Genomic DNA, 20,016 nt, shown 5'->3' with positions numbered 1-20,016 from the left:
CTCTTTATTCCTAACAAAAGTCATTGCCTATGTCCCTTTTTGTTACCCCGCTTAACAAGCATGAATGAACAGCGCCGCTATTGCAGGAGTCAAAACTCGTTTGGTTTAAGCTCGAATATCTAACCACTGAGCTTCGATGTAGTTGCAACACTCTTGTTTTGACCTCGGTCCAAGGATGGCTTGCCAACCAGCGGGAATGGCTTTGAATTCTGGCCATAAACTGTATTGATTATGCGAATTGATCAGCACTAAAAATTGATGCTTAGATTCATCAAAAGGGTTGGTGTATTTTTCTGACATATTTCTCTCTACCGCTGAAAATTAAAGATAAGGTTCTAAAACATATGACAAGCCATCGATGATCCCGCCGCGCCAACAGAGTCGATCGTGACCGCCGTCAAACAGACGAAATTGAATTCGATGCTGTTGTGAAGCCAATTGTTGGTATAGATCTCGACTTAAATCGATCATGATGTCTTCGCCACTACCCACTTCGAGGAAAAGCGCAAGACGTGAATTGGCACCTAAACCTTGATGTACCTCTTGGCTCATTTTGCTGAATCGCGAGTCGCTTTTCGGTGGACAATATTCACTGGGGGGTTTAACGATCGAGAAATCGGGCCACCAAAACGAACCCGATTGACAAACCACAGAACCGAATCGCTGCGGCCAGTGTAATGCCGCGTACATTGCCGCTAAGCCCCCTAAACTCTGGCCTACGATCACCGTTTGGTCTGCATCGCGGGTTACTCTGACGCGCTCGTTAATCGAGGGGAGTAACTCCTCCATCACGGCTTGCCAAAACAGCGGATTACAACTGAGATCATCACTGCGTTGTTGAGCGCTAATTTCATCAATCAACACATAGAGCGCCGCTGGAAGCTTTCCACTGTGGGTCGCCTGTGACAGAGCCTCATAAACTGGCATCGATTGAGACCAAAAACGGCCATCGAGCATCAATACCAAGGGTAACGGCTCAGTGGTGGGTCTTTGCGCGGTCGAATAAAGCCAAATCTCGCGCGATGTACCGAGCAAAGTGCTGCGCCAAGTAAAGGTCGAATCAGCACTTTTGAAGCACTGACCTTGCGCCGAATCGAAACCGAGCCACTCTGTTTGCGTAAGCGCTTTAGGCATATGACAAGGTGTTTTCGCGCGCCCCCACTCGCATTTTGACAAATCATTTTGAGCCAGTGGATCAGCGCAACTCAGTGGAAAAATGGAACGTAGCCATTGCCGATGTTGGTGGCGCATTGCATCGTATGAACCTTGGTAACTCGGCTGCACTAACGCTTCTGGGACAGGAATAAAAGAGTACCCTCCTCGCCAACTCTGTTTGACGCTATCGATATAAAACCACACATCGGTATTATCGATATGAGTAAACTTCGCCATCGAAAAACTGTGATGATCGGTGACACCATTAATATCAACGTAGATCGCTTTATTTGCGGCCACACTCTGCTTCGGCTCACGCCATAAAAAAAGCAACTTTGCATATTCGCCATTTATTTCAATTACATAAGGCATGCCGATCGATTGCACATGTGCCCACCAAAACTCGTCACCAATAGAGCCGCCCTCTTGAATAAAACGGGCCAACACCTCATTGAGCTCAGCCCTCTCTTGTAAGCTCTCCTGATTAACAGCCATCACTAAAACCACCCCATATCAAGCCTAGTATTTTTGAAACATAGAAGCTAAGTAGCATAAAACCGCATTGATGATATTGCAAATAATAACAATTATCATTAACATTACAACCAGCAACAGTTGATTTGATAATGGTTGCAGTAACATCATTTTTTCTATTAAGGAACTTTTAGGTCATGAAGCCCATGGATATGAATAACGGTAGTGGTAAGGCAGTCAGAAATATCAATAAGACTCAACTCGCCACACTGATTGGCATCCTCTGCGTTAGTACTAGCGCAAATGTTGTCGCGGAACAGCTCGAAAAAAAAGAGCCGCAGAGAAAGCAAGATACTGTGGTTGTGGTGGGTGAGAAATTGGGAGGAACACTGGCCGAAAACACCAGTTCGCTCACCCTATTCACCGATGAAATGGATGATGGTGAAAGCCGAGATTACTACGATCTGCTCGACCGCGTACCCAACGTACTCAATGCACCTTCGGGCATTCCACACATTCGTGGGGTCGATGGACGTGGCCCCGGCGAAGGTTTTCTGACCTTCATGACAGGCGCAACACCTCGCGTCAATACCACGGTAGACGGCGTGTCTGAATCTTGGTCTGGAGAAGCGTTTGGTAAAGCTGGACTGTGGGATACAGAACAAGTGGAAGTCTATAAAGGGCCGCAATCCACCAACCAAGGCCGAAATAGTATTGCCGGTGCGGTTGTGATCAAAACTAAGGATCCAACGTTCCACCGTGAGGGTAAAGTTCGCGCTGGTTATGAAAATGAAGACAGTAAATATCATCTCGCAGGGGTCGTGTCGGCACCTCTGGTTGAAGATACTTTAGCGTTTCGTCTTGCCGCCGAAGGTACCAAAGGCAATACCCCTATCGATTACTCTCTGCCTAACGGCGATCAGTACCCTTGGGATCCTTCCGAGCTCGAATCCTATAATGTCCGTGGTAAATTATTGTGGAAACCTCAAGGAAATGACAAGCTAACAGCCAAGCTAACGGTTGGTAGCCGTAATGAAGAGGGGCAATATACCAACTTCGTTACCAAGCCGGGCACACTTGAACTGCATAGCAAAAGTGGCACGCGTCGCCAAGAAACCAAAAGCTGGAATATCAACCTAGACGTCAATTATGTGATTAATGATGAACTGACAACGGATATTTTAGTCGCCCATCGTAACTACACCACCAAGTTCAAAGCTTATCCTGATACTAATTGGTATGGTGATGTGGATGAAGATAACTACACCGCAGAAGCAAAGCTTACATATCAATCACTTGATGAAAGGTACAATGCGATTCTAGGCCTAGCCAGCTTCTTCAAAGATCAATACACCGAAACAGATTCATTAAAACGTAAAGATGAAGTTTTAACCAACTCAATCTACTTTGACTCAAGAATTCGTTTGGATAATCGCTGGCAGCTATTATTAGGTGCACGTTATGAAAGAGATGAACTGAAGCGAGATTTCGATCACGCTACCCTACCACTCGATTTTAAAGCCGATGAAGATGACGGCATCCTATTGCCTAAGATTGGTCTATTACTTGATGTCTCAGATCACTCCACCCTCGGTCTTACGGCCCGTAAAGGCTACAATGCTGGTGGATTAGGCTATAACGAGTACAAAGAAGAAGTTTTTGTTTTTGAACAAGAAAAAGTCTGGAGCTACGAGCTAAGTTCTCGTTCAAGCTTCCTGGATGACAAGCTGGATCTTACTGCTAACCTGTTCTACAACGACTACAAAAATTATCAAACTTCGGTCTCTGGTGAGAGCGGAAAACGCTTCGACACCTATATCACCAATATACCGAAAGGGAAAACTTACGGTACGGAAGTTGAAGCCTCTTACTGGTTTGATTCTGGGCTCGACCTGTTTGCGTTTGTCGGTCTTCTTAAAACGGACATCAGCGAAGGACCAACCGGTACCTCCACCAATCTCTCAGGCAATGAGTTCAGTTACGCTCCTAAACTGTCTGCAGGTGCGGGCTTTACTCAACACTTAGATTCTGGTCTATTTTTTGGTGCTCGTGTTAACCACGTTTCCGATTACTATACCGATTTAGCCAACACAGAGAGTAAAACGGCTGGCGATTACACCGTGTTCAATCTGAATGCAGGTTACACTCTCAACGATTTGACTATTCGCGCTTACGTGAAAAACGTCACTGATGAAGAGTACGTGATTCGCCAGAAAAGTGATCTCTACGAAGTCGGTGGTCCACGCACCTTTGGCATAGTCGCTGATTACCAGTTCTAGTTAGTCACTCTGACTCACTCTCCTAGACATCAACACTTTGTTTTTGACTGGGGGAGTGATTTTTCACTCAATCTGAGATAAACGTCACCACGCAGGCGACGCATCGAACAAGTTCACTCACTCGATAGGTAAAATAGGCATGCTCATCATTCCAAACTGGCCATCTTTCATCCAATACCACCAGCTTGAAGTGAAGTATCTACCTGAATACAAAAATAAACTTGAAGAGCAAGGGATCTCCCTGCCCTCTTCTTTAAACCAAGCCGTGCTAAAACGCCATTGTGAATTTTTAGCTGGCAGGATGTGTGCAAAACACTGCCTAACCAAACTGGATCAATCACAGTCGCTAACGTTAGAGATTGGCAAGGGGAATCAAGCGGTTTGGCCGCAAAATATCGTAGGCTCAATATCCCATTGCCATGGCTACGCTATCGCAGCCGCCACTCACCAGACTCAAGCGTGTGCCGCTCTTGGTATTGATATTGAACAACTCATACGAGATGAATGGCTCTGTGATATTCGCCAGCAAGTAATGACACCCGCAGAGCACATTTTTGCTCATCACTTTGCCCAATTAGCGAGCTTTATTACGCTGATTTTTTCCGCGAAGGAATCGATTTATAAAGCCATTTATCCATGGGTTGAACAGGTTCTTGATTTTCACGTGGTAGAGCTGATCCACGTTGACAAACACGCCAAGCGGCTCATTTTTCAGATTCACACTGATCTTCACCCTTTTTTAAACCCGTCATACACAATCAGCGTTGGTTACCACTGGCCTGACAGTGAGTATGTACTGACTTGGTGTTATTTAAGTCAAGCCCATTTTTCGACACATAAAAAATAGCCGGCTGACACTGCTTTATAACGCCCCATATCAACCTAATACTGGCGTAGCAGCGTACAAAATTCCGTCAAAGGTATAAAACCTTATCTTTCCTTGGTTGTTATTCGCTTGGCAAAGCACGATAATCACCAGATCGGAACTTAAGACTTATATAACTATGACCGAATATTTTTTGTTATTAATCGGCACTGTGCTGGTCAATAACTTTGTACTGGTAAAGTTTCTAGGGCTATGTCCTTTTATGGGCGTATCAAAAAAACTAGAAACCGCAATAGGGATGGGGTTAGCGACGACTTTCGTGCTAACTCTAGCGTCAGTGTGTGCGTATTTAGTAGAAAGCTATGTCCTTAAACCGTTAGGTATTGAGTACTTACGCACCATGAGCTTTATTTTAGTGATCGCCGTGGTGGTGCAGTTCACCGAAATGGTGGTACACAAAACCAGCCCAACGTTATATCGCCTGCTCGGGATTTTCCTTCCTCTTATCACCACCAACTGTGCGGTACTTGGGGTTGCGCTTCTCAACATCAACGAAAATCATAACTTCATTCAATCCATTATTTATGGTTTTGGTGCCGCGGTTGGGTTCTCATTGGTATTGATTCTGTTTGCTTCCATGCGCGAACGCATCGGCGTAGCCGACGTACCAACGCCCTTCAAAGGGGCATCCATTGCTATGATAACCGCAGGTCTTATGTCACTCGCCTTCATGGGTTTTACAGGATTGGTGAAGTTGTAATATGAGCACAATACTCATCGCTATTCTTGCACTTGTCGCATTGGCCGCTGTGTTTGGCGCTATCTTAGGTTTTGCCTCTATTCGCTTTAAAGTAGAAGCCGATCCTATCGTCGATCAGATTGATGCGATTTTACCGCAGACACAATGCGGTCAATGTGGCTATCCGGGCTGTCGCCCTTATGCACAAGCCATTGCCAATGGCGATAAAATCAATAAATGCCCGCCCGGCGGCCAAGCAACCATTGAAAAATTGGCTGACTTAATGGGCGTTGAAGCCGAAGAGTCTGCGCATGATCTTGATAATAAGGTCAAAACCGTTGCCTTCATTCATGAAGATATGTGCATCGGTTGTACAAAATGCATTCAAGCTTGTCCCGTAGATGCCATTGTTGGTGGAACTAAGGCTCTGCATACCGTGATCAAGTCAGAATGTACTGGCTGTGATCTGTGTGTTGCTCCCTGCCCAACGGACTGTATTGAAATGATCCCGGTAGAAACTACGACCGATACTTGGAAGTGGCAAATGAACGCGATTGCTGTTGTTGATGTTACCGACTCTGCCTCACGTGCGCAGAAAAGCGTGAATTAAGGATTGGTATGTTGTCATTAATAGAACAAATCAAAGCTGGCACTCTCTGGAACTTCCCTGGAGGCATTCACCCGCCAGAAAATAAACAACAATCAAATCAAACGGCACTCACTCATGCCAGTATACCGCAAGAAATTGTCTTGCCACTCAAACAGCATATTGGCCGAGCCGGTGATTTACTGGTCAGTGTTGGCGATAAAGTACTCAAAGGCCAACCACTGACACAATACACCTCAACCTTCATGTTGCCTGTACACGCTTCAACCTCTGGCATCATTACCGCCATTGAACCGCGCACCACGGCGCACCCTTCTGGGTTAAGTGAAATGTGTATTGTCATCACACCTGATCAGCAAGATGAGTGGGCAGTGCGCGCACCACTGGCTGATTATCGACAACACTCCCCAGAGCAATTGATTGAAATCATTCGTCAAGCTGGCATCTCAGGGTTGGGCGGCGCCGGCTTTCCTACTGCAAAAAAAATGCAATCAGGCCTCGCTCATACTGATATTTTGATCATCAACGCCGCCGAATGTGAACCTTACATCACGGCCGATGATGTACTCATGCAGCACCATGCCGCAGAGATCATCGATGGGATCAGTATTGTAGAGCACATTCTTAAGCCCAAATTAACCATCATCGGTATTGAAGATAACAAACCTGAAGCAATTCAAGCGTTAGAAGCCGCCGCAATACATAAAGACATCGTGATCCGCGTGATCCCAACCAAATACCCTTCTGGTGGTGAAAAGCAGTTAATTAAATTGCTGACCAACCAAGAAGTGCCTGCGGGTAAAATTCCAGCCGATATTGGCTTGATGGTACAAAATGTTGGCTCTATCTACGCGATTAAACGCGCCGTCATGGATGGCGAACCCCTGATTAACCGCGTAGTCACCTTAACGGGCAATACGTTTAAACAGCCCCGGAATGTCTGGGTTTTATTAGGCACACCCGTACAATATTTACTCGAACAATTTGGCTATAAGGCAGATAAAAAATTACCGCGTCTTATCATGGGCGGCCCGATGATGGGGTTCACCCTGCCTCATTCACAAGTTCCGATCACCAAAACCACCAACTGCATTCTGGCACCCACTCGTAAAGAGATTGCCTCTTCACAACATGAAATGGCCTGCATTCGCTGTGGTCAGTGCGCGGAAGCCTGCCCGGCCTCCTTATTGCCTCAGCAATTGTTCTGGCACGCGAAAGCGGAAGAATATGATAAGTGTGAAGAACTGAACCTCAAAGATTGCATTGAGTGCGGGGCTTGTGCTTATGTTTGCCCCAGTGAAATTCCATTGGTGCAATACTATCGTCAAGCCAAGGCCGAGATAAAAACTCGCCAACAAGAATCAGAAGCCGCTGAACGTGCCAGAGTACGTTTCGAAGAGAAAAAAGCACGTTTAGAACGCGATAAAGCCGATCGCGAGAATCGTTTCAAAAAAGCAGCCGATGAACGTCGTCAAGAGATGAAACACACAGGCGGCGACGATGCGATTGCGGCGGCCATCGCTCGCGTTCAAGCGCAAAAAGCACAAACAGAAAACAACCCAAGCGCCGTAAAACCCGCTGTTGCTGCGGCTATTGCACGCGCTAAAGCCAAGCAAGCCGAAGCACTGCAAGCAGGTCAAGTCGAGCCAGATAACGCTGAAATGGTTAAATTGCGCGAAGAGCGCAAACGTCAAGCTCGCGAGAAAAAAGCGCAGCAAACCAGTGCTGATGCGCCACCAGCAGAAACTGGTGATGCCAAAAAAGCGGCAGTCGCGGCTGCTATTGCTCGCGCCAAAGCGCGCAAAGCAGAACAGCAAACGGCGCCAAGTGATCGCCAGCCAACGCTTGAAGCTGCACCAACTCAACCTGAGGATGCCAAAAAAGCGGCAGTCGCTGCCGCCATTGCTCGCGCCAAAGCGCGCAAAGCAGAACAGCAAACGGCGCCGAGTGAACCTCAGCCAACGCTTGAACCTGTGCCTGCTCAACCTGAGGATGCCAAAAAAGCGGCAGTCGCTGCCGCCATTGCTCGCGCCAAAGCACGCAAGGCCGAGCAGCAAACGGCACAAGCGAAAAACAATCATAATTCTGAGGAGAATAATTAGTGGCCTTTTTTATTGCCAGCTCCCCCCATGCACACAGCAAACGCAGCACATCAGAACTGATGAAGTGGGTCGCCTTGTGCGCCTTACCGGGGCTTATCGCGCAAAGCTACTTCTTTGGTTGGGGTACTCTCATTCAACTGATGCTCGCTATCATCATCGCTTTGGCTTTTGAATCTGCGGTTATGCTACTGCGTAAGCGCTCACCACTGTTGGCAATCAAAGATTACAGCGCCGTGGTCACGGCTTGGCTTCTGGCCATTGCCATTCCTCCGATGTCCCCTTGGTGGGTTATCTTTATTGGCCTTATTTTTGCCATCATTATTGCAAAACACTTATACGGCGGACTAGGACAAAACCCATTCAACCCCGCCATGATTGCTTATGTGGTTTTGCTTATCTCTTTCCCTGTGCAAATGACCAGTTGGATTGCTCCAACGGAATTAGCACCGGATCCTAGCTCGTTTAGTGATGCATTTTCACTTATTTTCAGTGGCTTCAACGTAGAAGGTTTATCACTACAACAAATCCGAACGGGTATCGATGGTGTCACTATGGCCACCCCATTGGACGCCGTAAAAACCGGATTACATAACGGTGAGACTCTGCATGAAGCGATGAGCCAGCCTCAATTTAGTGGGTTAGCTGGGGTTGGCTGGGAATGGGTTAACCTTGCCTATTTAGCTGGCGGCTTATTATTGATCAAACTGCGTGTGATCAACTGGCACATCCCGATTGCGGTGCTGTGTGGTTTAGTAATGGCAAGTGCTTTCACTGCGCTTATTGAGCCGGGAGCGACCGCCTCGCCCTTGTTTCATTTGCTCTCGGGCGCGACCATGCTCGGCGCTTTTTTTATCGCAACCGATCCTGTCACCGCTTCCACAACCGTCAAAGGTCGCTTAATTTACGGCGCATTTATTGGCATGATGATTTTCATTATCCGCAGTTGGGGGGCTTCCCTGACGGAGTAGCCTTCGCTGTATTACTTGCCAACATGTGTGTCCCACTGATTGATTACTACACTAAACCTCGAACCTACGGGCATTAAGGAGCGCTATGTTAACCGCCATTCGCAATAACGGTTTGATTCTCGCTATCTTTGCCTGTGCTTCAACAGGTGTTGTAGCGTTAACCCAATACCTAACAAAAGATCAAATAACCAAGCAAGAGCAGATTCAACTGCAATCGATTTTAAACCAAGTGATCCCGCACAGTTTGCACGACAACGAACTGTACAAATCCTGTACACTGGTGACTGACCCTGCACTTGGTACAGACCAACCTATGCACGCTTATATTGCCACACAAAACGGTGAACCGAGTGGACTGGCTATTGAAGCCATCGCACCTGATGGCTATAACGGCGCGATCAAGGTAATTATTGGCATCAAGCACGATGGCACCATCACAGGGACTCGCGTTCTGTCTCATCAAGAAACACCGGGGTTAGGTGACAAAATAGATTTACGCGTCACTGATTGGATATTGAGCTTTACTGGCAAGCAAGTCACTGAGCAAAATATCGAGACTTGGAAAGTGCGAAAAGATGGGGGACAATTTGATCAGTTTACTGGAGCGACGATTACGCCGCGAGCCGTCGTCAAAGCGGTGAAAAATACCGCTCAGTTTGTGAATCAACATCGAGAAGCACTATTAGCACAACCTTTTGACTGTAAAGGAGCCAGCAATGAGTGATCATAAGACACTGATTAAAAATGGGATGTGGAGCAACAACCCTGCGCTCGTTCAACAACTTGGACTGTGCCCTTTACTAGCGGTTTCTTCCACTGTCACCAATGCGCTAGGTTTAGGCGTTGCGACATTGCTGGTTCTCGTTTGTTCAAATGTCACCATCTCATTAGTACGAGATTATGTCCCCAAAGAAGTTCGTATCCCTGTGTTTGTGATGATCATCGCCGCACTAGTAACTTGCGTACAACTGTTAATGAATGCCTACGCTTACGGCCTGTACCTATCGCTAGGGATCTTCATTCCTCTGATTGTGACCAACTGTATCATCATCGGTCGCGCCGAAGCATTTGCCTCAAAAAATGCAGTATTGCCTTCAGCACAAGATGGATTTTGGATGGGCATGGGAATGACCACTATTCTGGTCATTTTGGGCGCACTGCGTGAAGTAATTGGCAATGGCACACTGTTTGATGGTGCTGATTTATTACTGGGTCATTGGGCAACCATTTTACGCATTGAGGTCTTCCATTTTGACAACAGCTTTTTGCTTGCGCTCCTGCCGCCTGGAGCGTTTATTGGTGTTGGCTTTTTGATTGCAGCTAAAAATATCATCGATAAAAATCTGGCTGCTCGCCAACCTAAAGAACAAAAGCCCGTCATAGAACGAGCACGCGTCACCAACGCTTAGCGAAATCATAAGGAAGTTTTCCAAACGATGAATAATGTCAAACGAGTCGAGATCCTCGAGCGCTTACGGGCCAATAACCCTAAGCCAGAAACCGAGCTAAAATGGAGCACACCGTTTGAGTTACTGATCTCAGTACTGCTTTCCGCTCAAGCGACTGACGTCAGCGTTAATAAGGCCACTGACAAACTTTACCCTATTGCTAATACGCCACAAGCCATCTTTGAGCTTGGCGTTGATGGGCTAAAGCAATACATCAAAACCATTGGTTTATTCAATTCTAAAGCAGAAAACGTCATCAAAACTTGCCGTATCTTATTGGATCAATACGCAGGAGAAGTGCCAGAGAGCCGTGAAGCATTAGAATCGCTGCCCGGCGTTGGCAGAAAGACAGCCAATGTGGTATTGAACACCGCTTTTGGGTGGCCAACCATCGCCGTTGACACGCATATTTTCCGTGTTTCAAATCGAACCAAGTTTGCACTGGGTAAAAATGTTGATGAAGTGGAACAAAAGCTGCTCAAAGTCGTCCCTAAAGAATTCAAAGTTGATGTTCATCACTGGTTGATCTTACATGGTCGCTACACCTGTGTCGCAAGAAAGCCGCGTTGTGGCAGTTGTATCATTGAAGATCTTTGCGAATTCTCTGATAAAACTGACCTATAAAATTTAACCAGATTCCCAAAAGACTCAACTCTGCAAGTAGGCAGTAAGTAAACAAATTCCTTTGAACATAGATAAACTCTGTGATTGGAGTGGGTGGACGTAAGCCAACATCATCGCCACAGTGGTCGGGTGGAGATAGATATTTCATCAGAAAGTTAGGAGCTCAACATGTCAAATAGTCGTATTTTGCACACCATGCTACGCGTAGGCGATTTAGAAAAATCGATCGCGTTTTACACCAAGGTCATGGGTATGCAACTGCTTCGTACTAATGAAAATACAGAATACAAATACACATTGGCATTTCTGGGTTATGGCGATGAATCTCAGGGTGCGGTGATCGAACTGACCTATAACTGGGGCACCACAAGCTATGACCTCGGTAGTGCTTTTGGCCACATCGCGATTGGTGTTGAAGATGTGTATACCACCTGTGACGCGATTAAAGCAGCTGGAGGTAATGTGACCCGTGAAGCTGGCCCAGTAAAAGGTGGCACCACGCATATCGCTTTTGTGAAAGATCCTGATGGTTACATGATTGAACTTATCCAAAACAAACAAGCATCAGCAGGTTTAGAAGGATAAGCCTCTTTGCAGCATCGGCTAGTTATATAAACTAGATGCGTAAGGTTTCCCGGATAACATCACAAAAAGCAGCCTTTAAAATGGGCTGCTTTTTTGCTCTAGCGTTATTAGATAATTGTTCGGCCCAATGAGATAACCACGCGACGGTTTTTATCTTTGCCGATGGGTGATGCGTTGTCGGCGATCGGTCTACGTTTACCATAGCCTTGCACTTGAATGCGATCCTCAGGTAACCCCAGTGATTTAAAGTAATCTCTTAATACCTCAGCCCTACGCTCAGAAAGATCCTGACTCACTCCTCGACTATCAACAGAGTCGGTATAGGTAGAAACCAGCACCAAATCAATATCTTGGTTATAGCGAATATAGTCGGCAATTTGCGCAAGCCGTTTTTGCGAAGCTTTATTGAGTTGCACATTATCGCGGTCATAATGCAGAATCGTAAATGAGATATCTTCAAAACTGTACGTCAGCAAATTGCTCACACAATCGCTAAACACATTGTACTTATCTTGAAACAGTACCGACGAGAGAGCCACTTCAATACGCTGATCTCGGCTTTGCCAATCTTGGTAGCTAAAGGTTGGATAGCGTCCTTTTTCCAACTCACTGAGCAGGCTCCAAGCTGTTTGACCACCGATGTAACCATCGAACTGTTTGAAGAATTGCAAATTGGTAATACGGTCTGCACTCTCACCCGGACGCCAACTCGGTGGTAATGACACTAAACTTACATTGCGAGTTTCGCCCATTGGACGACGCATTTTGAGTTCAAAATCGAGGTTAATCTTCTTATTCGCACGTGAAGAGAATTCAGCGTCACCGTAATTAGGGATCGGATGGACCAAACGGCACTCTAAAGGGGTATTCGTCACCATCTGCCACGTAGACTGCTGTGGTGTTGCCACATAACGCTTATCCATCGCCATAGGGGCAAAAGATGTCAGTATGCTGGTCATCACAATAGTGGCAGTAACCCATTTATTCATAACGATTTTATTCTCCGAGCGATACTACAACGATGGCGGAAAATTGCCGCTTCGCTTTCTATTGACTAAGTTAATGCAAAAATCTAGCCACATCACCGCACTATCCAACGCATAGTGAAACCTGCATTTATTAACGTGTTTGGTTTTTATCGTAGAAAGAATCTGTAATAATGCCAGCCCTCTCACACAACCAAGAGCTAGCATGACTGAAGTAAATGAAGCATTGACACTGAAAAAGCGTTTCCGCGGTTATTTTCCCGTCGTCATCGACGTCGAAACAGCCGGTTTCAATGCAAAGACCGATGCACTATTAGAAATCTGCGCGATTACGTTGCGTATGGATGAACAAGGTGATCTGCACCCAGCATCGACGATTCACTTTCATGTTGAGCCTTTTGAAGGTGCCAACCTTGAAAAAGAGGCGCTTGAGTTTAATGGCATTCGTGACCCATTTAGCCCATTACGCGGTGCCGTCAGCGAGGCCGAAGCACTCAGAGAAATTTATAAGCTAGTCCGAAAAGAGCAACGCGACAATGACTGTAGCCGCGCGATCATGGTGGCGCACAATGCTACCTTTGACTTGAATTTCGTGATGGCAGCCAGTGAACGCTGCAAGCTAAAACGAGTCCCTTTCCACCCTTTTGCGACTTTTGATACCGCTGCGCTAAGTGGTTTAGCCTATGGGCAAACCGTTTTGGCCAAAGCGTGCAAATCCGCTGGGATGGAATTTGACAATAGAGAAGCGCATTCAGCGCTATACGATACGCAAAAAACAGCCGAACTTTTTTGCGGTATCGTCAACAAATGGAAGGCCCTTGGCGGATGGCCACTTGTTGAACCTTCAGAAAACAATAACAAGTAAACACAACTAACCGAGAAATATATGAATCCTGTAGTAATTTCTGTATGCATCATGCTGCTTCTTGCGCTGATGCGGGTCAATGTCGTCGTCGCACTAACATTCAGTGCGATCGTCGGTGGTTTAGTTGCAGGGATGAGTTTAAATGACGCTGTTTCTGCATTTGAAAGTGGCTTAGGCGGCGGTGCAACCATCGCACTAAGTTATGCGATGCTAGGCACCTTTGCCGTCGCGATTTCTAAATCTGGTATTACTGACTTACTGGCGCAAAACGTGATTAAGCGTATCCATGGCAAAGAGCATGGCGCGGCCACCACAGGTTTGAAGTATGCGGTTCTGGTCGCGCTGGTTCTGGTTACCATGTCATCGCAAAATATCATTCCTGTCCATATCGCCTTTATTCCGATTTTAATTCCACCGCTATTGGGCGTCTTTGCCAAGCTGAAGCTTGACCGTCGCCTGATTGCTTGCGTGCTCACTTTTGGCCTTATCACGCCCTATATGGTCTTGCCTGTCGGCTTTGGTGGGATTTTCCTCAATAATATCTTGCTCAAGAATTTACGCGATAATGGCCTTGAAAACGTAACGGCAAGCCAAGTGCCGATTGCCATGCTGCTACCCGCCGCTGGGATGATTTTTGGCTTACTGGTCGCCATTTTCTTTACCTATCGTAAACCTCGCCAGTATCAAGAGACGGAACATACCGTCATTAATACCGAACCAAAAGCGATCAACAAAAAGCATATTTTGATTGCCGCGCTCGGTATTATCACGGCACTTGCCGTACAACTCTCCACAGGTTCAATGATCATCGGCGCACTGGCTGGTTTTATGGTCTTCACCTTTGGTGGTGTGATTGCGTGGAAAGAGACGCACGATGTGTTCACCAAAGGTGTACATATGATGGCCATGATTGGCTTTATTATGATTTCAGCGGCCGGATTTGCCGCCGTAATGAAAGCCACCGGTGGCGTTGAGTCGCTCGTCGAAGCCTTATCAGTAAGCATTGGCGACAACAAAGCGTTATCGGCTTTATTAATGCTGATCGTCGGTTTGTTGGTCACTATGGGCATTGGTTCATCCTTCTCAACGATTCCAATCATCGCAACCATTTACGTGCCCCTCGCCCTCGCCTTTGGCTTTTCGCCTATGGCGACCATTGCGCTAGTGGGTACCGCTGCTGCGTTGGGCGATGCTGGCTCTCCAGCGTCAGATTCCACCTTGGGGCCAACGTCAGGCCTAAATGCGGATGGCCAGCACGAACATATTTGGGAAACGGTGGTTCCAACCTTCATCCATTATAATATTCCACTGATTGTGTTTGGCTGGATTGCGGCAATGATCCTTTAGTCAAACCCTGTTAACGAGCACAAAAAAGGCTTCCTAGATGGAAGCCTTTTTCTTTGCAGCCTATTTGGAGAGATGCGCTCGATTACGCGCCTTCGTTATGAATCTCTAGGTTGGCGAGATCTTGCTGGATTTCTCGAACCGTTTTTGCATCGTCGCTACGCATCGATTCAAGAAAATCAAGATACTGCTGATCAATATCGCCCGTGACGTATTCTCCGTTAAATACCGACGCTTCAAATTTTGCAATATCGCGGTTACCCATGCCGACGGCATCGACTAAATCTTCCAGATTTTGGAAAATCAGAGCATCGGCACCAATTCGCTGCGCAATTTCATCGGCATCTCGACCATGAGCAATCAACTCGTTAGCACTTGGCATGTCAATGCCATAGACGTTAGGGAAACGGATCTCAGGCGCGGCTGACACCATGTACACCTTGTTTGCACCAGAATCACGAGCCATCTCAATAATTTGCTCTGACGTAGTTCCACGTACTATCGAGTCATCCACTAGCAACACGTTTTTGCCCTTAAATTCAGAACGAATCGCATTGAGTTTACGGCGCACCGACTTTTTACGCTGTTGCTGGCCCGGCATAATAAATGTGCGGCCAACGTAGCGGTTTTTGACAAAACCTTGGCGATATGGAATATCAATCGCTTGTGCAATTTGCAATGCGATATCGCACGAAGTCTCAGGAATGGGGATCACGACATCAATATCTAAGTCAGCAAATTCGTTCTTGATGCGCTCACCCAACTTTTTACCCATTTCTACGCGCGCGCTGTAAACCGAAATTTTGTCGATAAACGAATCTGGGCGGGCGAAGTAGACAAATTCAAAAATGCATGGGTTAAGTGTTGGATTATCGGCACATTGTTTAGTAAATAGCTGGCCATCAAAGGTCGCATACACCGCTTCCCCGGGGGCAAGGTCACGCACAAAATCAAAGCCGACAGCATCTAGCGCCACCGACTCCGAAGCGGCCATGTATTCGGTACGGCCATCGACTTCACGTTTACCTAAGCAGATAGGACGAATACCATGCGGGTCACGAAACGCGATCATCCCATGCCCAATGATCATCGCGACAACAGCATAAGCACCGCGAATGGTGCGATGTACATTGGCGACAGCACGAAACACATCTTCTGCGGTTACATTGCCTCTGACTGTATCAATTTCATGCGCCAAGACGTTAAGCAGCACTTCGGAATCTGAAGTGGTATTAATATGGCGACGATCTTTTTCAAACAACTTCTGGCGTACTTCGTTGGCATTGGTGAGGTTGCCGTTATGAGCAAGCGTGATACCGAACGGGGAGTTAACGTAGAAAGGTTGAGCTTCTGAGGCACTCGAACTACCCGCAGTAGGATAACGCACATGTCCAATACCCACCGTTCCTTGAAGACGCTGCATGTGTTTTGCTTCAAAGACATCTTTCACTAAACCGTTCGCCTTACGCAGACGGAAACGATTGCTTTCTATGGTACAAATACCAGCGGCATCTTGGCCACGATGCTGCAATACCGTTAACGCGTCATAAATTGACTGGTTTACCAGCGTTGTACCCACGATTCCAACAATACCACACATGTCCTGATCCTCGATTTGCGACAGTAACTGGCGCTAAATCGCGCCAGAGAGAAAACTTGATGTTGCTTGTAAGTGCTCAAAGAACGGCGCAATGATACGGCTAAATTCCGGTACCAATTGCGAGCTCTTCCACCACTCTGAATTTGGAAATGCGGTAAACGCATCCATAAAAAACAAGGCAGCTGAAACAATCAACACACCACGCAATGCTCCAAAAACAATGCCCAGTACCCGATCAGTTCCTGATAGGCCCGTTTTTTGTACCAATTGAGCAATCACATAGTTAATGATCGCTCCGACAATGAGTGTTGCAACAAACAGTGCTGCAATGGCCGCGCCATTACGAAACATGTCATCTTTGATATTTGAAAAATACACCGCAAGTTTTGCGTAGTATTGGCTGGCGACAAAAAATGCACCGAACCATATCACTAATGACAACGCTTCTTTAGCAAAGCCACGGACTAAACTGATCAATGCCGATAGGCCGATCACACTTAAAATGACAATATCTAACCAATTCATGAGTTCTACATCTTAAGTTGGCGCGCATTTTAACAGAAAAAAACGCGACGCAAACGTTTTCTTATGGGTTTAGTGGTTTAAATTTGAGCAATTGACCTTTTGCACCGGTAATTTTTTCCAGTTCTAAGAGTTGACGCTCAAGCTTGGTTTTGGAAACATCTGGGCCAATAATGATCCGAGTGAAGCCATTTTCTTGCTTAGTATGAGCTTGATAACCCCGTTTTTGCAGATCTTTAACCACGGTTTTTGCGTTTTCGGCATTCTTTAATGCCATCAACTGAATGAGCCAAGCACTATCTTGGTAATCATTTCTTTCCGCCGTTTCTTTCACTTTCACAGTGAGTGGCTTGCTCTGCGTTGCTGCATCGCTCTGGTTAGTTTGTGCGATCACTTCAACAGGCGAATCGGGCAACGCGACTTGATCTTCAACGGGGTCGAGAATTTCAAACTTCTCTACGTCGCTGTCTAATTCAGGCTTAATTGGAATGCTGGCAATATCTTCTTTGTAGTGAGTCTTTTTGCCATCTAATACATCAGGCAACACTATCACCCCTATCGCCACCAATATAATTGTTCCTACCAAGCGGCTCTGAAACTTACTTGCCATTTATACTCCTTTGTTCTGCCAGTGCTCTAATACTTCACCCACAGTATGAAACGACCCAACCACGATAATGACATCATTGCTATCGGCTTGTGTCATCGCGGCTTCAAAAGCGCTGACTGGGTTAGCAAACGGTTTAACGCCAGGCTCAAGGTACTGACACAGTTCATTCGCTTGCGCGGCTCTAGGGCCACTTAATGAAGCAGGATACCAAAGGTTAGCGATTGATTTCAGTTGATGAAGCGTGGCCTTCACATCTTTATCATGCAGCATGCCAATCACTACATGGACCTTTTTGTGTGCGTAACGCTGTTTGAGCTGCGCCACCAAATATTCAGCCGAATGGGGATTATGTGCAACATCAAGAATGATTTCGGGGCTATCACTGATTTTTTGCATCCGCCCAGCAAGTGTTGCGTTGCTCAGCCCATTGACGATATTGACATCACTCACAGCCAAACCGGAGCAGCCGAGTGCCATTAATGCCGTAGCCGCATTAGGCAAAGGCAAGCGAGGGAGCGGTAAATCAGATAACTCAAATGGACCACTTCGCCAATTCCACGTTGTTTCAGAGGCCAGTTCATAGGAAAACTGAATACCGACTTGGTACATCTCCGCACCAATATCATCGGCATGCGCTGCAACCGTTGGTGGTGGCTTAGGCTGGCCGCAAATCGCGGGTTTACCTGCGCGATAAATCCCCGCTTTCTCATAGCCAATAACATTGATGTCATCGCCGAGCCAATCCACGTGATCAATCGCCAAACTAGTAATCACAGAAACATCGTGATCCACGATATTGGTCGCATCAAGTCGGCCACCTAGCCCAACTTCCAATAAAATGACATCCACCGCTTGCGTTTGAAATAAACGCAGCGCCGCCAATGTACCGAACTCAAATAGGCTTAAACTGATGCCACCCCGTTGCGCTTCAACAAAAGCGAAGGCTTGCGTATGCAGTGCATCGCTGAGCTCAAGCCCATTAATACGCACGCGTTCATTATAACGGATAAGATGAGGTGAGCTATAAACGCCCACACGATAACCTGCATCCAATAAAATGGCTTCCATTAATGCACAGGTCGAGCCTTTACCATTCGTTCCAGCCACGGTAATTACGGTAGGTGCAGGTTTAATAAGATTCGCTTTTTGAGCCACAGCTTGAACGCGATCCAAGCCAAGGTCGATAGCGGAGGTATGAAGATTCGCTAAATAATCAAGCCACATCGCAAGAGAGGATGTGGCTTGTGGGATAAGGTTTTGAGTCATCTAACGTTTATAACCATTAAGCAGTTAGTGTTAGTGCCTACTTTACCCTTTTTCGTGCGCTTCTGGTACAGCGTAATCAGGTTCAATCGGTGAATCGTCAACAGAAACAACCAATGGTGAGCTATGATTGGTCAATTTAGCGATCAATCCAGCTACGCGTTGGCGCATTTCACGGCGATCGACAATCATATCAATCGCACCATGCTCAATCAGGAATTCGCTGCGTTGGAAACCTTCAGGTAAGTCTTCACGTACCGTTTGTTCGATGACTCGGCGACCTGCAAAACCAATCAGTGCTTTAGGTTCACCAATATTGATGTCGCCAAGCATCGCTAAGCTTGCTGATACACCACCCATGGTAGGGTCAGTCATGACCGAGATATAAGGTAATCCTTTGCTCGATAGACGTTCAAGCGCTGCACTGGTTTTTGCCATCTGCATCAATGACATCAACGCTTCTTGCATACGAGCGCCGCCACTGGCAGAAAAGCACACCAAACCACAGTTGTTTTCTATAGCGGCATCAACAGCTCGTACGAAACGCGCACCAACTACAGACCCCATTGAACCACCCATGAAAGAAAACTCAAAAGCACAAGCAACCAGAGGCATACCCAATAGTTCGCCCTGCATCACCACAAGAGCATCTTTCTCGCCACTGCTTTTTTGAGCGGCTGAAAGGCGTTCTTTATAACGTTTTGAGTCTTTAAACTTGAGTTTATCTTGCGGCTCTAACTCGTCACCAATCTCGACACGATTCTGCTCATCAAGAAAAGTCTCTAAGCGGCGACGTGCTTTCATGCGCATGTGATGATCACATTTAGGGCACACTTCCAAATTACGCTCAAGCTCAGCGTGATATAACACTTGCTCACAAGAAGTACATTTAGTCCAAACCCCTTCAGGGATGGATGCTTTACGCGAAGTTACGATATTGCTTTTTTCTAAAATCTTTTCAAGCCAACTCATGGAAGACCTTTACTCTTAACTCTCTCGCGTGATTGCGAAAGATACAA

At 46.5% G+C, this 20,016-nt stretch carries 19 protein-coding genes and 1 pseudogene; 12 read left to right on the top strand and 8 right to left on the bottom strand.

Going from position 1 to position 20,016, the window contains the following annotated elements; translation table 11 throughout:
• Nucleotides 1-105: 105 nt before the first annotated feature.
• The gene (locus CCZ37_RS04335) at nucleotides 106-300 is read right to left on the bottom strand and encodes an MbtH family protein (protein WP_013857274.1); all 195 of its coding nucleotides are present in this window, start codon (nucleotides 298-300) and stop codon (nucleotides 106-108) included.
• Between the two features lie 21 nt (nucleotides 301-321).
• Nucleotides 322-1,662, bottom strand: coding sequence for a vanchrobactin esterase VabH (gene vabH / locus CCZ37_RS04330; RefSeq protein ID WP_094499834.1), 1,341 nt, complete (start codon nucleotides 1,660-1,662; stop codon nucleotides 322-324).
• A gap of 164 nt (nucleotides 1,663-1,826) precedes the next feature.
• On the opposite strand from vabH, the gene fvtA reads away from it, so the two are divergent.
• The 10 genes and pseudogenes from fvtA to gloA all read left to right on the top strand — a co-directional run bounded on the left by fvtA (nucleotide 1,827) and on the right by gloA (nucleotide 11,807).
• The gene (gene fvtA / locus CCZ37_RS04325) at nucleotides 1,827-3,908 is read left to right on the top strand and encodes a TonB-dependent siderophore vanchrobactin receptor FvtA (RefSeq protein ID WP_094499833.1); all 2,082 of its coding nucleotides are present in this window, start codon (nucleotides 1,827-1,829) and stop codon (nucleotides 3,906-3,908) included.
• 139 nt (nucleotides 3,909-4,047) lie between these two features.
• Nucleotides 4,048-4,755 carry a 4'-phosphopantetheinyl transferase family protein gene (locus CCZ37_RS04320; protein ID WP_094499832.1) on the top strand — a complete coding sequence of 236 codons (708 nt, stop codon included), beginning with the start codon at nucleotides 4,048-4,050 and terminating at the stop codon, nucleotides 4,753-4,755.
• Nucleotides 4,756-4,912: 157 nt separating this feature from the next.
• Nucleotides 4,913-5,494, top strand: coding sequence for an electron transport complex subunit RsxA (gene rsxA, locus CCZ37_RS04315; RefSeq protein WP_010318463.1), 582 nt, complete (start codon nucleotides 4,913-4,915; stop codon nucleotides 5,492-5,494).
• 1 nt (nucleotide 5,495) lies between these two features.
• Complete coding sequence (rsxB, locus tag CCZ37_RS04310) at nucleotides 5,496-6,083, top strand: electron transport complex subunit RsxB (protein ID WP_010318464.1); 588 nt, start codon at nucleotides 5,496-5,498, stop codon at nucleotides 6,081-6,083.
• Between the two features lie 8 nt (nucleotides 6,084-6,091).
• Nucleotides 6,092-8,182 (top strand): electron transport complex subunit RsxC, encoded by a 2,091-nt coding sequence (gene rsxC, locus CCZ37_RS04305; RefSeq protein WP_094499831.1) that lies wholly within the window; start codon nucleotides 6,092-6,094, stop codon nucleotides 8,180-8,182.
• Nucleotides 8,182-9,227: pseudogene (rsxD, locus tag CCZ37_RS04300) on the top strand (electron transport complex subunit RsxD). Before rsxC ends, rsxD begins: the two are co-directional and overlap by 1 nt.
• Before the next feature lie 8 nt (nucleotides 9,228-9,235).
• A complete protein-coding gene (gene rsxG / locus CCZ37_RS04295) occupies nucleotides 9,236-9,874 on the top strand; it encodes an electron transport complex subunit RsxG (protein ID WP_013857283.1) in 639 nt (212 codons plus the stop codon).
• Nucleotides 9,867-10,559: an electron transport complex subunit E gene (locus CCZ37_RS04290; protein ID WP_010318468.1), complete on the top strand. Its 693-nt coding sequence runs from the start codon at nucleotides 9,867-9,869 to the stop codon at nucleotides 10,557-10,559. Before rsxG ends, CCZ37_RS04290 begins: the two co-directional genes overlap by 8 nt.
• Before the next feature lie 27 nt (nucleotides 10,560-10,586).
• Complete coding sequence (gene nth / locus CCZ37_RS04285; RefSeq protein WP_094499830.1) at nucleotides 10,587-11,222, top strand: endonuclease III; 636 nt, start codon at nucleotides 10,587-10,589, stop codon at nucleotides 11,220-11,222.
• A 168-nt stretch (nucleotides 11,223-11,390) separates the two neighbouring features.
• The gene (gene gloA, locus CCZ37_RS04280) at nucleotides 11,391-11,807 is read left to right on the top strand and encodes a lactoylglutathione lyase (protein WP_017043475.1); all 417 of its coding nucleotides are present in this window, start codon (nucleotides 11,391-11,393) and stop codon (nucleotides 11,805-11,807) included.
• 107 nt (nucleotides 11,808-11,914) lie between these two features.
• Here gloA and motY read toward each other — a convergent pair whose 3' ends face one another.
• Nucleotides 11,915-12,796, bottom strand: a complete 882-nt coding sequence (motY, locus tag CCZ37_RS04275; RefSeq protein WP_010318471.1) for a flagellar protein MotY — start codon at nucleotides 12,794-12,796, stop codon at nucleotides 11,915-11,917.
• Nucleotides 12,797-12,998: 202 nt separating this feature from the next.
• Between motY and rnt the strand changes: the two genes are divergently transcribed.
• Together rnt and CCZ37_RS04265 are read left to right on the top strand one after the other, a co-directional pair.
• A complete protein-coding gene (rnt, locus tag CCZ37_RS04270; protein ID WP_010318472.1) occupies nucleotides 12,999-13,658 on the top strand; it encodes a ribonuclease T in 660 nt (219 codons plus the stop codon).
• Between the two features lie 21 nt (nucleotides 13,659-13,679).
• On the top strand, nucleotides 13,680-15,005 hold the full coding sequence (locus CCZ37_RS04265; protein ID WP_010318473.1) for a Na+/H+ antiporter family protein: 1,326 nt from the start codon (nucleotides 13,680-13,682) through the stop codon (nucleotides 15,003-15,005).
• An 82-nt stretch (nucleotides 15,006-15,087) separates the two neighbouring features.
• Here the strand turns inward: CCZ37_RS04265 and purF are convergent, their stop codons facing one another.
• From purF to accD, 5 genes are all read right to left on the bottom strand, one after another.
• The gene (purF, locus tag CCZ37_RS04260; protein WP_013857289.1) at nucleotides 15,088-16,602 is read right to left on the bottom strand and encodes an amidophosphoribosyltransferase; all 1,515 of its coding nucleotides are present in this window, start codon (nucleotides 16,600-16,602) and stop codon (nucleotides 15,088-15,090) included.
• Nucleotides 16,603-16,635: 33 nt separating this feature from the next.
• Complete coding sequence (locus CCZ37_RS04255) at nucleotides 16,636-17,127, bottom strand: CvpA family protein (RefSeq protein WP_010318475.1); 492 nt, start codon at nucleotides 17,125-17,127, stop codon at nucleotides 16,636-16,638.
• Between the two features lie 61 nt (nucleotides 17,128-17,188).
• The gene (locus CCZ37_RS04250; protein WP_013857291.1) at nucleotides 17,189-17,734 is read right to left on the bottom strand and encodes an SPOR domain-containing protein; all 546 of its coding nucleotides are present in this window, start codon (nucleotides 17,732-17,734) and stop codon (nucleotides 17,189-17,191) included.
• Nucleotides 17,735-19,000 (bottom strand): bifunctional tetrahydrofolate synthase/dihydrofolate synthase, encoded by a 1,266-nt coding sequence (gene folC / locus CCZ37_RS04245; RefSeq protein ID WP_094499829.1) that lies wholly within the window; start codon nucleotides 18,998-19,000, stop codon nucleotides 17,735-17,737.
• 42 nt (nucleotides 19,001-19,042) lie between these two features.
• Complete coding sequence (accD, locus tag CCZ37_RS04240) at nucleotides 19,043-19,969, bottom strand: acetyl-CoA carboxylase, carboxyltransferase subunit beta (RefSeq protein ID WP_094499828.1); 927 nt, start codon at nucleotides 19,967-19,969, stop codon at nucleotides 19,043-19,045.
• Nucleotides 19,970-20,016 lie beyond the last annotated feature (47 nt).

It is taken from the genome of Vibrio qinghaiensis (assembly GCF_002257545.1).
Lineage (GTDB): Bacteria > Pseudomonadota > Gammaproteobacteria > Enterobacterales > Vibrionaceae > Vibrio > Vibrio ordalii.
The sequence above is the reverse complement of the archived record's forward strand: the minus strand, read 5'-3'. Positions and strand labels throughout refer to the sequence as shown.

What these genes read in the sequence shown, in the direction of transcription:
- CCZ37_RS04335 (WP_013857274.1), bottom strand. Translation starts at nt 300, where the DNA reads ATGTCAGAAAAATACACCAACCCTTTTGATGAATCTAAGCATCAATTT.
- fvtA (WP_094499833.1), top strand. Translation starts at nt 1,827, where the DNA reads ATGAAGCCCATGGATATGAATAACGGTAGTGGTAAGGCAGTCAGAAAT.
- CCZ37_RS04320 (WP_094499832.1), top strand. Translation starts at nt 4,048, where the DNA reads ATGCTCATCATTCCAAACTGGCCATCTTTCATCCAATACCACCAGCTT.
- rsxA (WP_010318463.1), top strand. Translation starts at nt 4,913, where the DNA reads ATGACCGAATATTTTTTGTTATTAATCGGCACTGTGCTGGTCAATAAC.
- rsxB (WP_010318464.1), top strand. Translation starts at nt 5,496, where the DNA reads ATGAGCACAATACTCATCGCTATTCTTGCACTTGTCGCATTGGCCGCT.
- rsxC (WP_094499831.1), top strand. Translation starts at nt 6,092, where the DNA reads ATGTTGTCATTAATAGAACAAATCAAAGCTGGCACTCTCTGGAACTTC.
- rsxG (WP_013857283.1), top strand. Translation starts at nt 9,236, where the DNA reads ATGTTAACCGCCATTCGCAATAACGGTTTGATTCTCGCTATCTTTGCC.
- CCZ37_RS04290 (WP_010318468.1), top strand. Translation starts at nt 9,867, where the DNA reads ATGAGTGATCATAAGACACTGATTAAAAATGGGATGTGGAGCAACAAC.
- nth (WP_094499830.1), top strand. Translation starts at nt 10,587, where the DNA reads ATGAATAATGTCAAACGAGTCGAGATCCTCGAGCGCTTACGGGCCAAT.
- gloA (WP_017043475.1), top strand. Translation starts at nt 11,391, where the DNA reads ATGTCAAATAGTCGTATTTTGCACACCATGCTACGCGTAGGCGATTTA.
- motY (WP_010318471.1), bottom strand. Translation starts at nt 12,796, where the DNA reads ATGAATAAATGGGTTACTGCCACTATTGTGATGACCAGCATACTGACA.
- rnt (WP_010318472.1), top strand. Translation starts at nt 12,999, where the DNA reads ATGACTGAAGTAAATGAAGCATTGACACTGAAAAAGCGTTTCCGCGGT.
- CCZ37_RS04265 (WP_010318473.1), top strand. Translation starts at nt 13,680, where the DNA reads ATGAATCCTGTAGTAATTTCTGTATGCATCATGCTGCTTCTTGCGCTG.
- purF (WP_013857289.1), bottom strand. Translation starts at nt 16,602, where the DNA reads ATGTGTGGTATTGTTGGAATCGTGGGTACAACGCTGGTAAACCAGTCA.
- CCZ37_RS04255 (WP_010318475.1), bottom strand. Translation starts at nt 17,127, where the DNA reads ATGAATTGGTTAGATATTGTCATTTTAAGTGTGATCGGCCTATCGGCA.
- CCZ37_RS04250 (WP_013857291.1), bottom strand. Translation starts at nt 17,734, where the DNA reads ATGGCAAGTAAGTTTCAGAGCCGCTTGGTAGGAACAATTATATTGGTG.
- folC (WP_094499829.1), bottom strand. Translation starts at nt 19,000, where the DNA reads ATGACTCAAAACCTTATCCCACAAGCCACATCCTCTCTTGCGATGTGG.
- accD (WP_094499828.1), bottom strand. Translation starts at nt 19,969, where the DNA reads ATGAGTTGGCTTGAAAAGATTTTAGAAAAAAGCAATATCGTAACTTCG.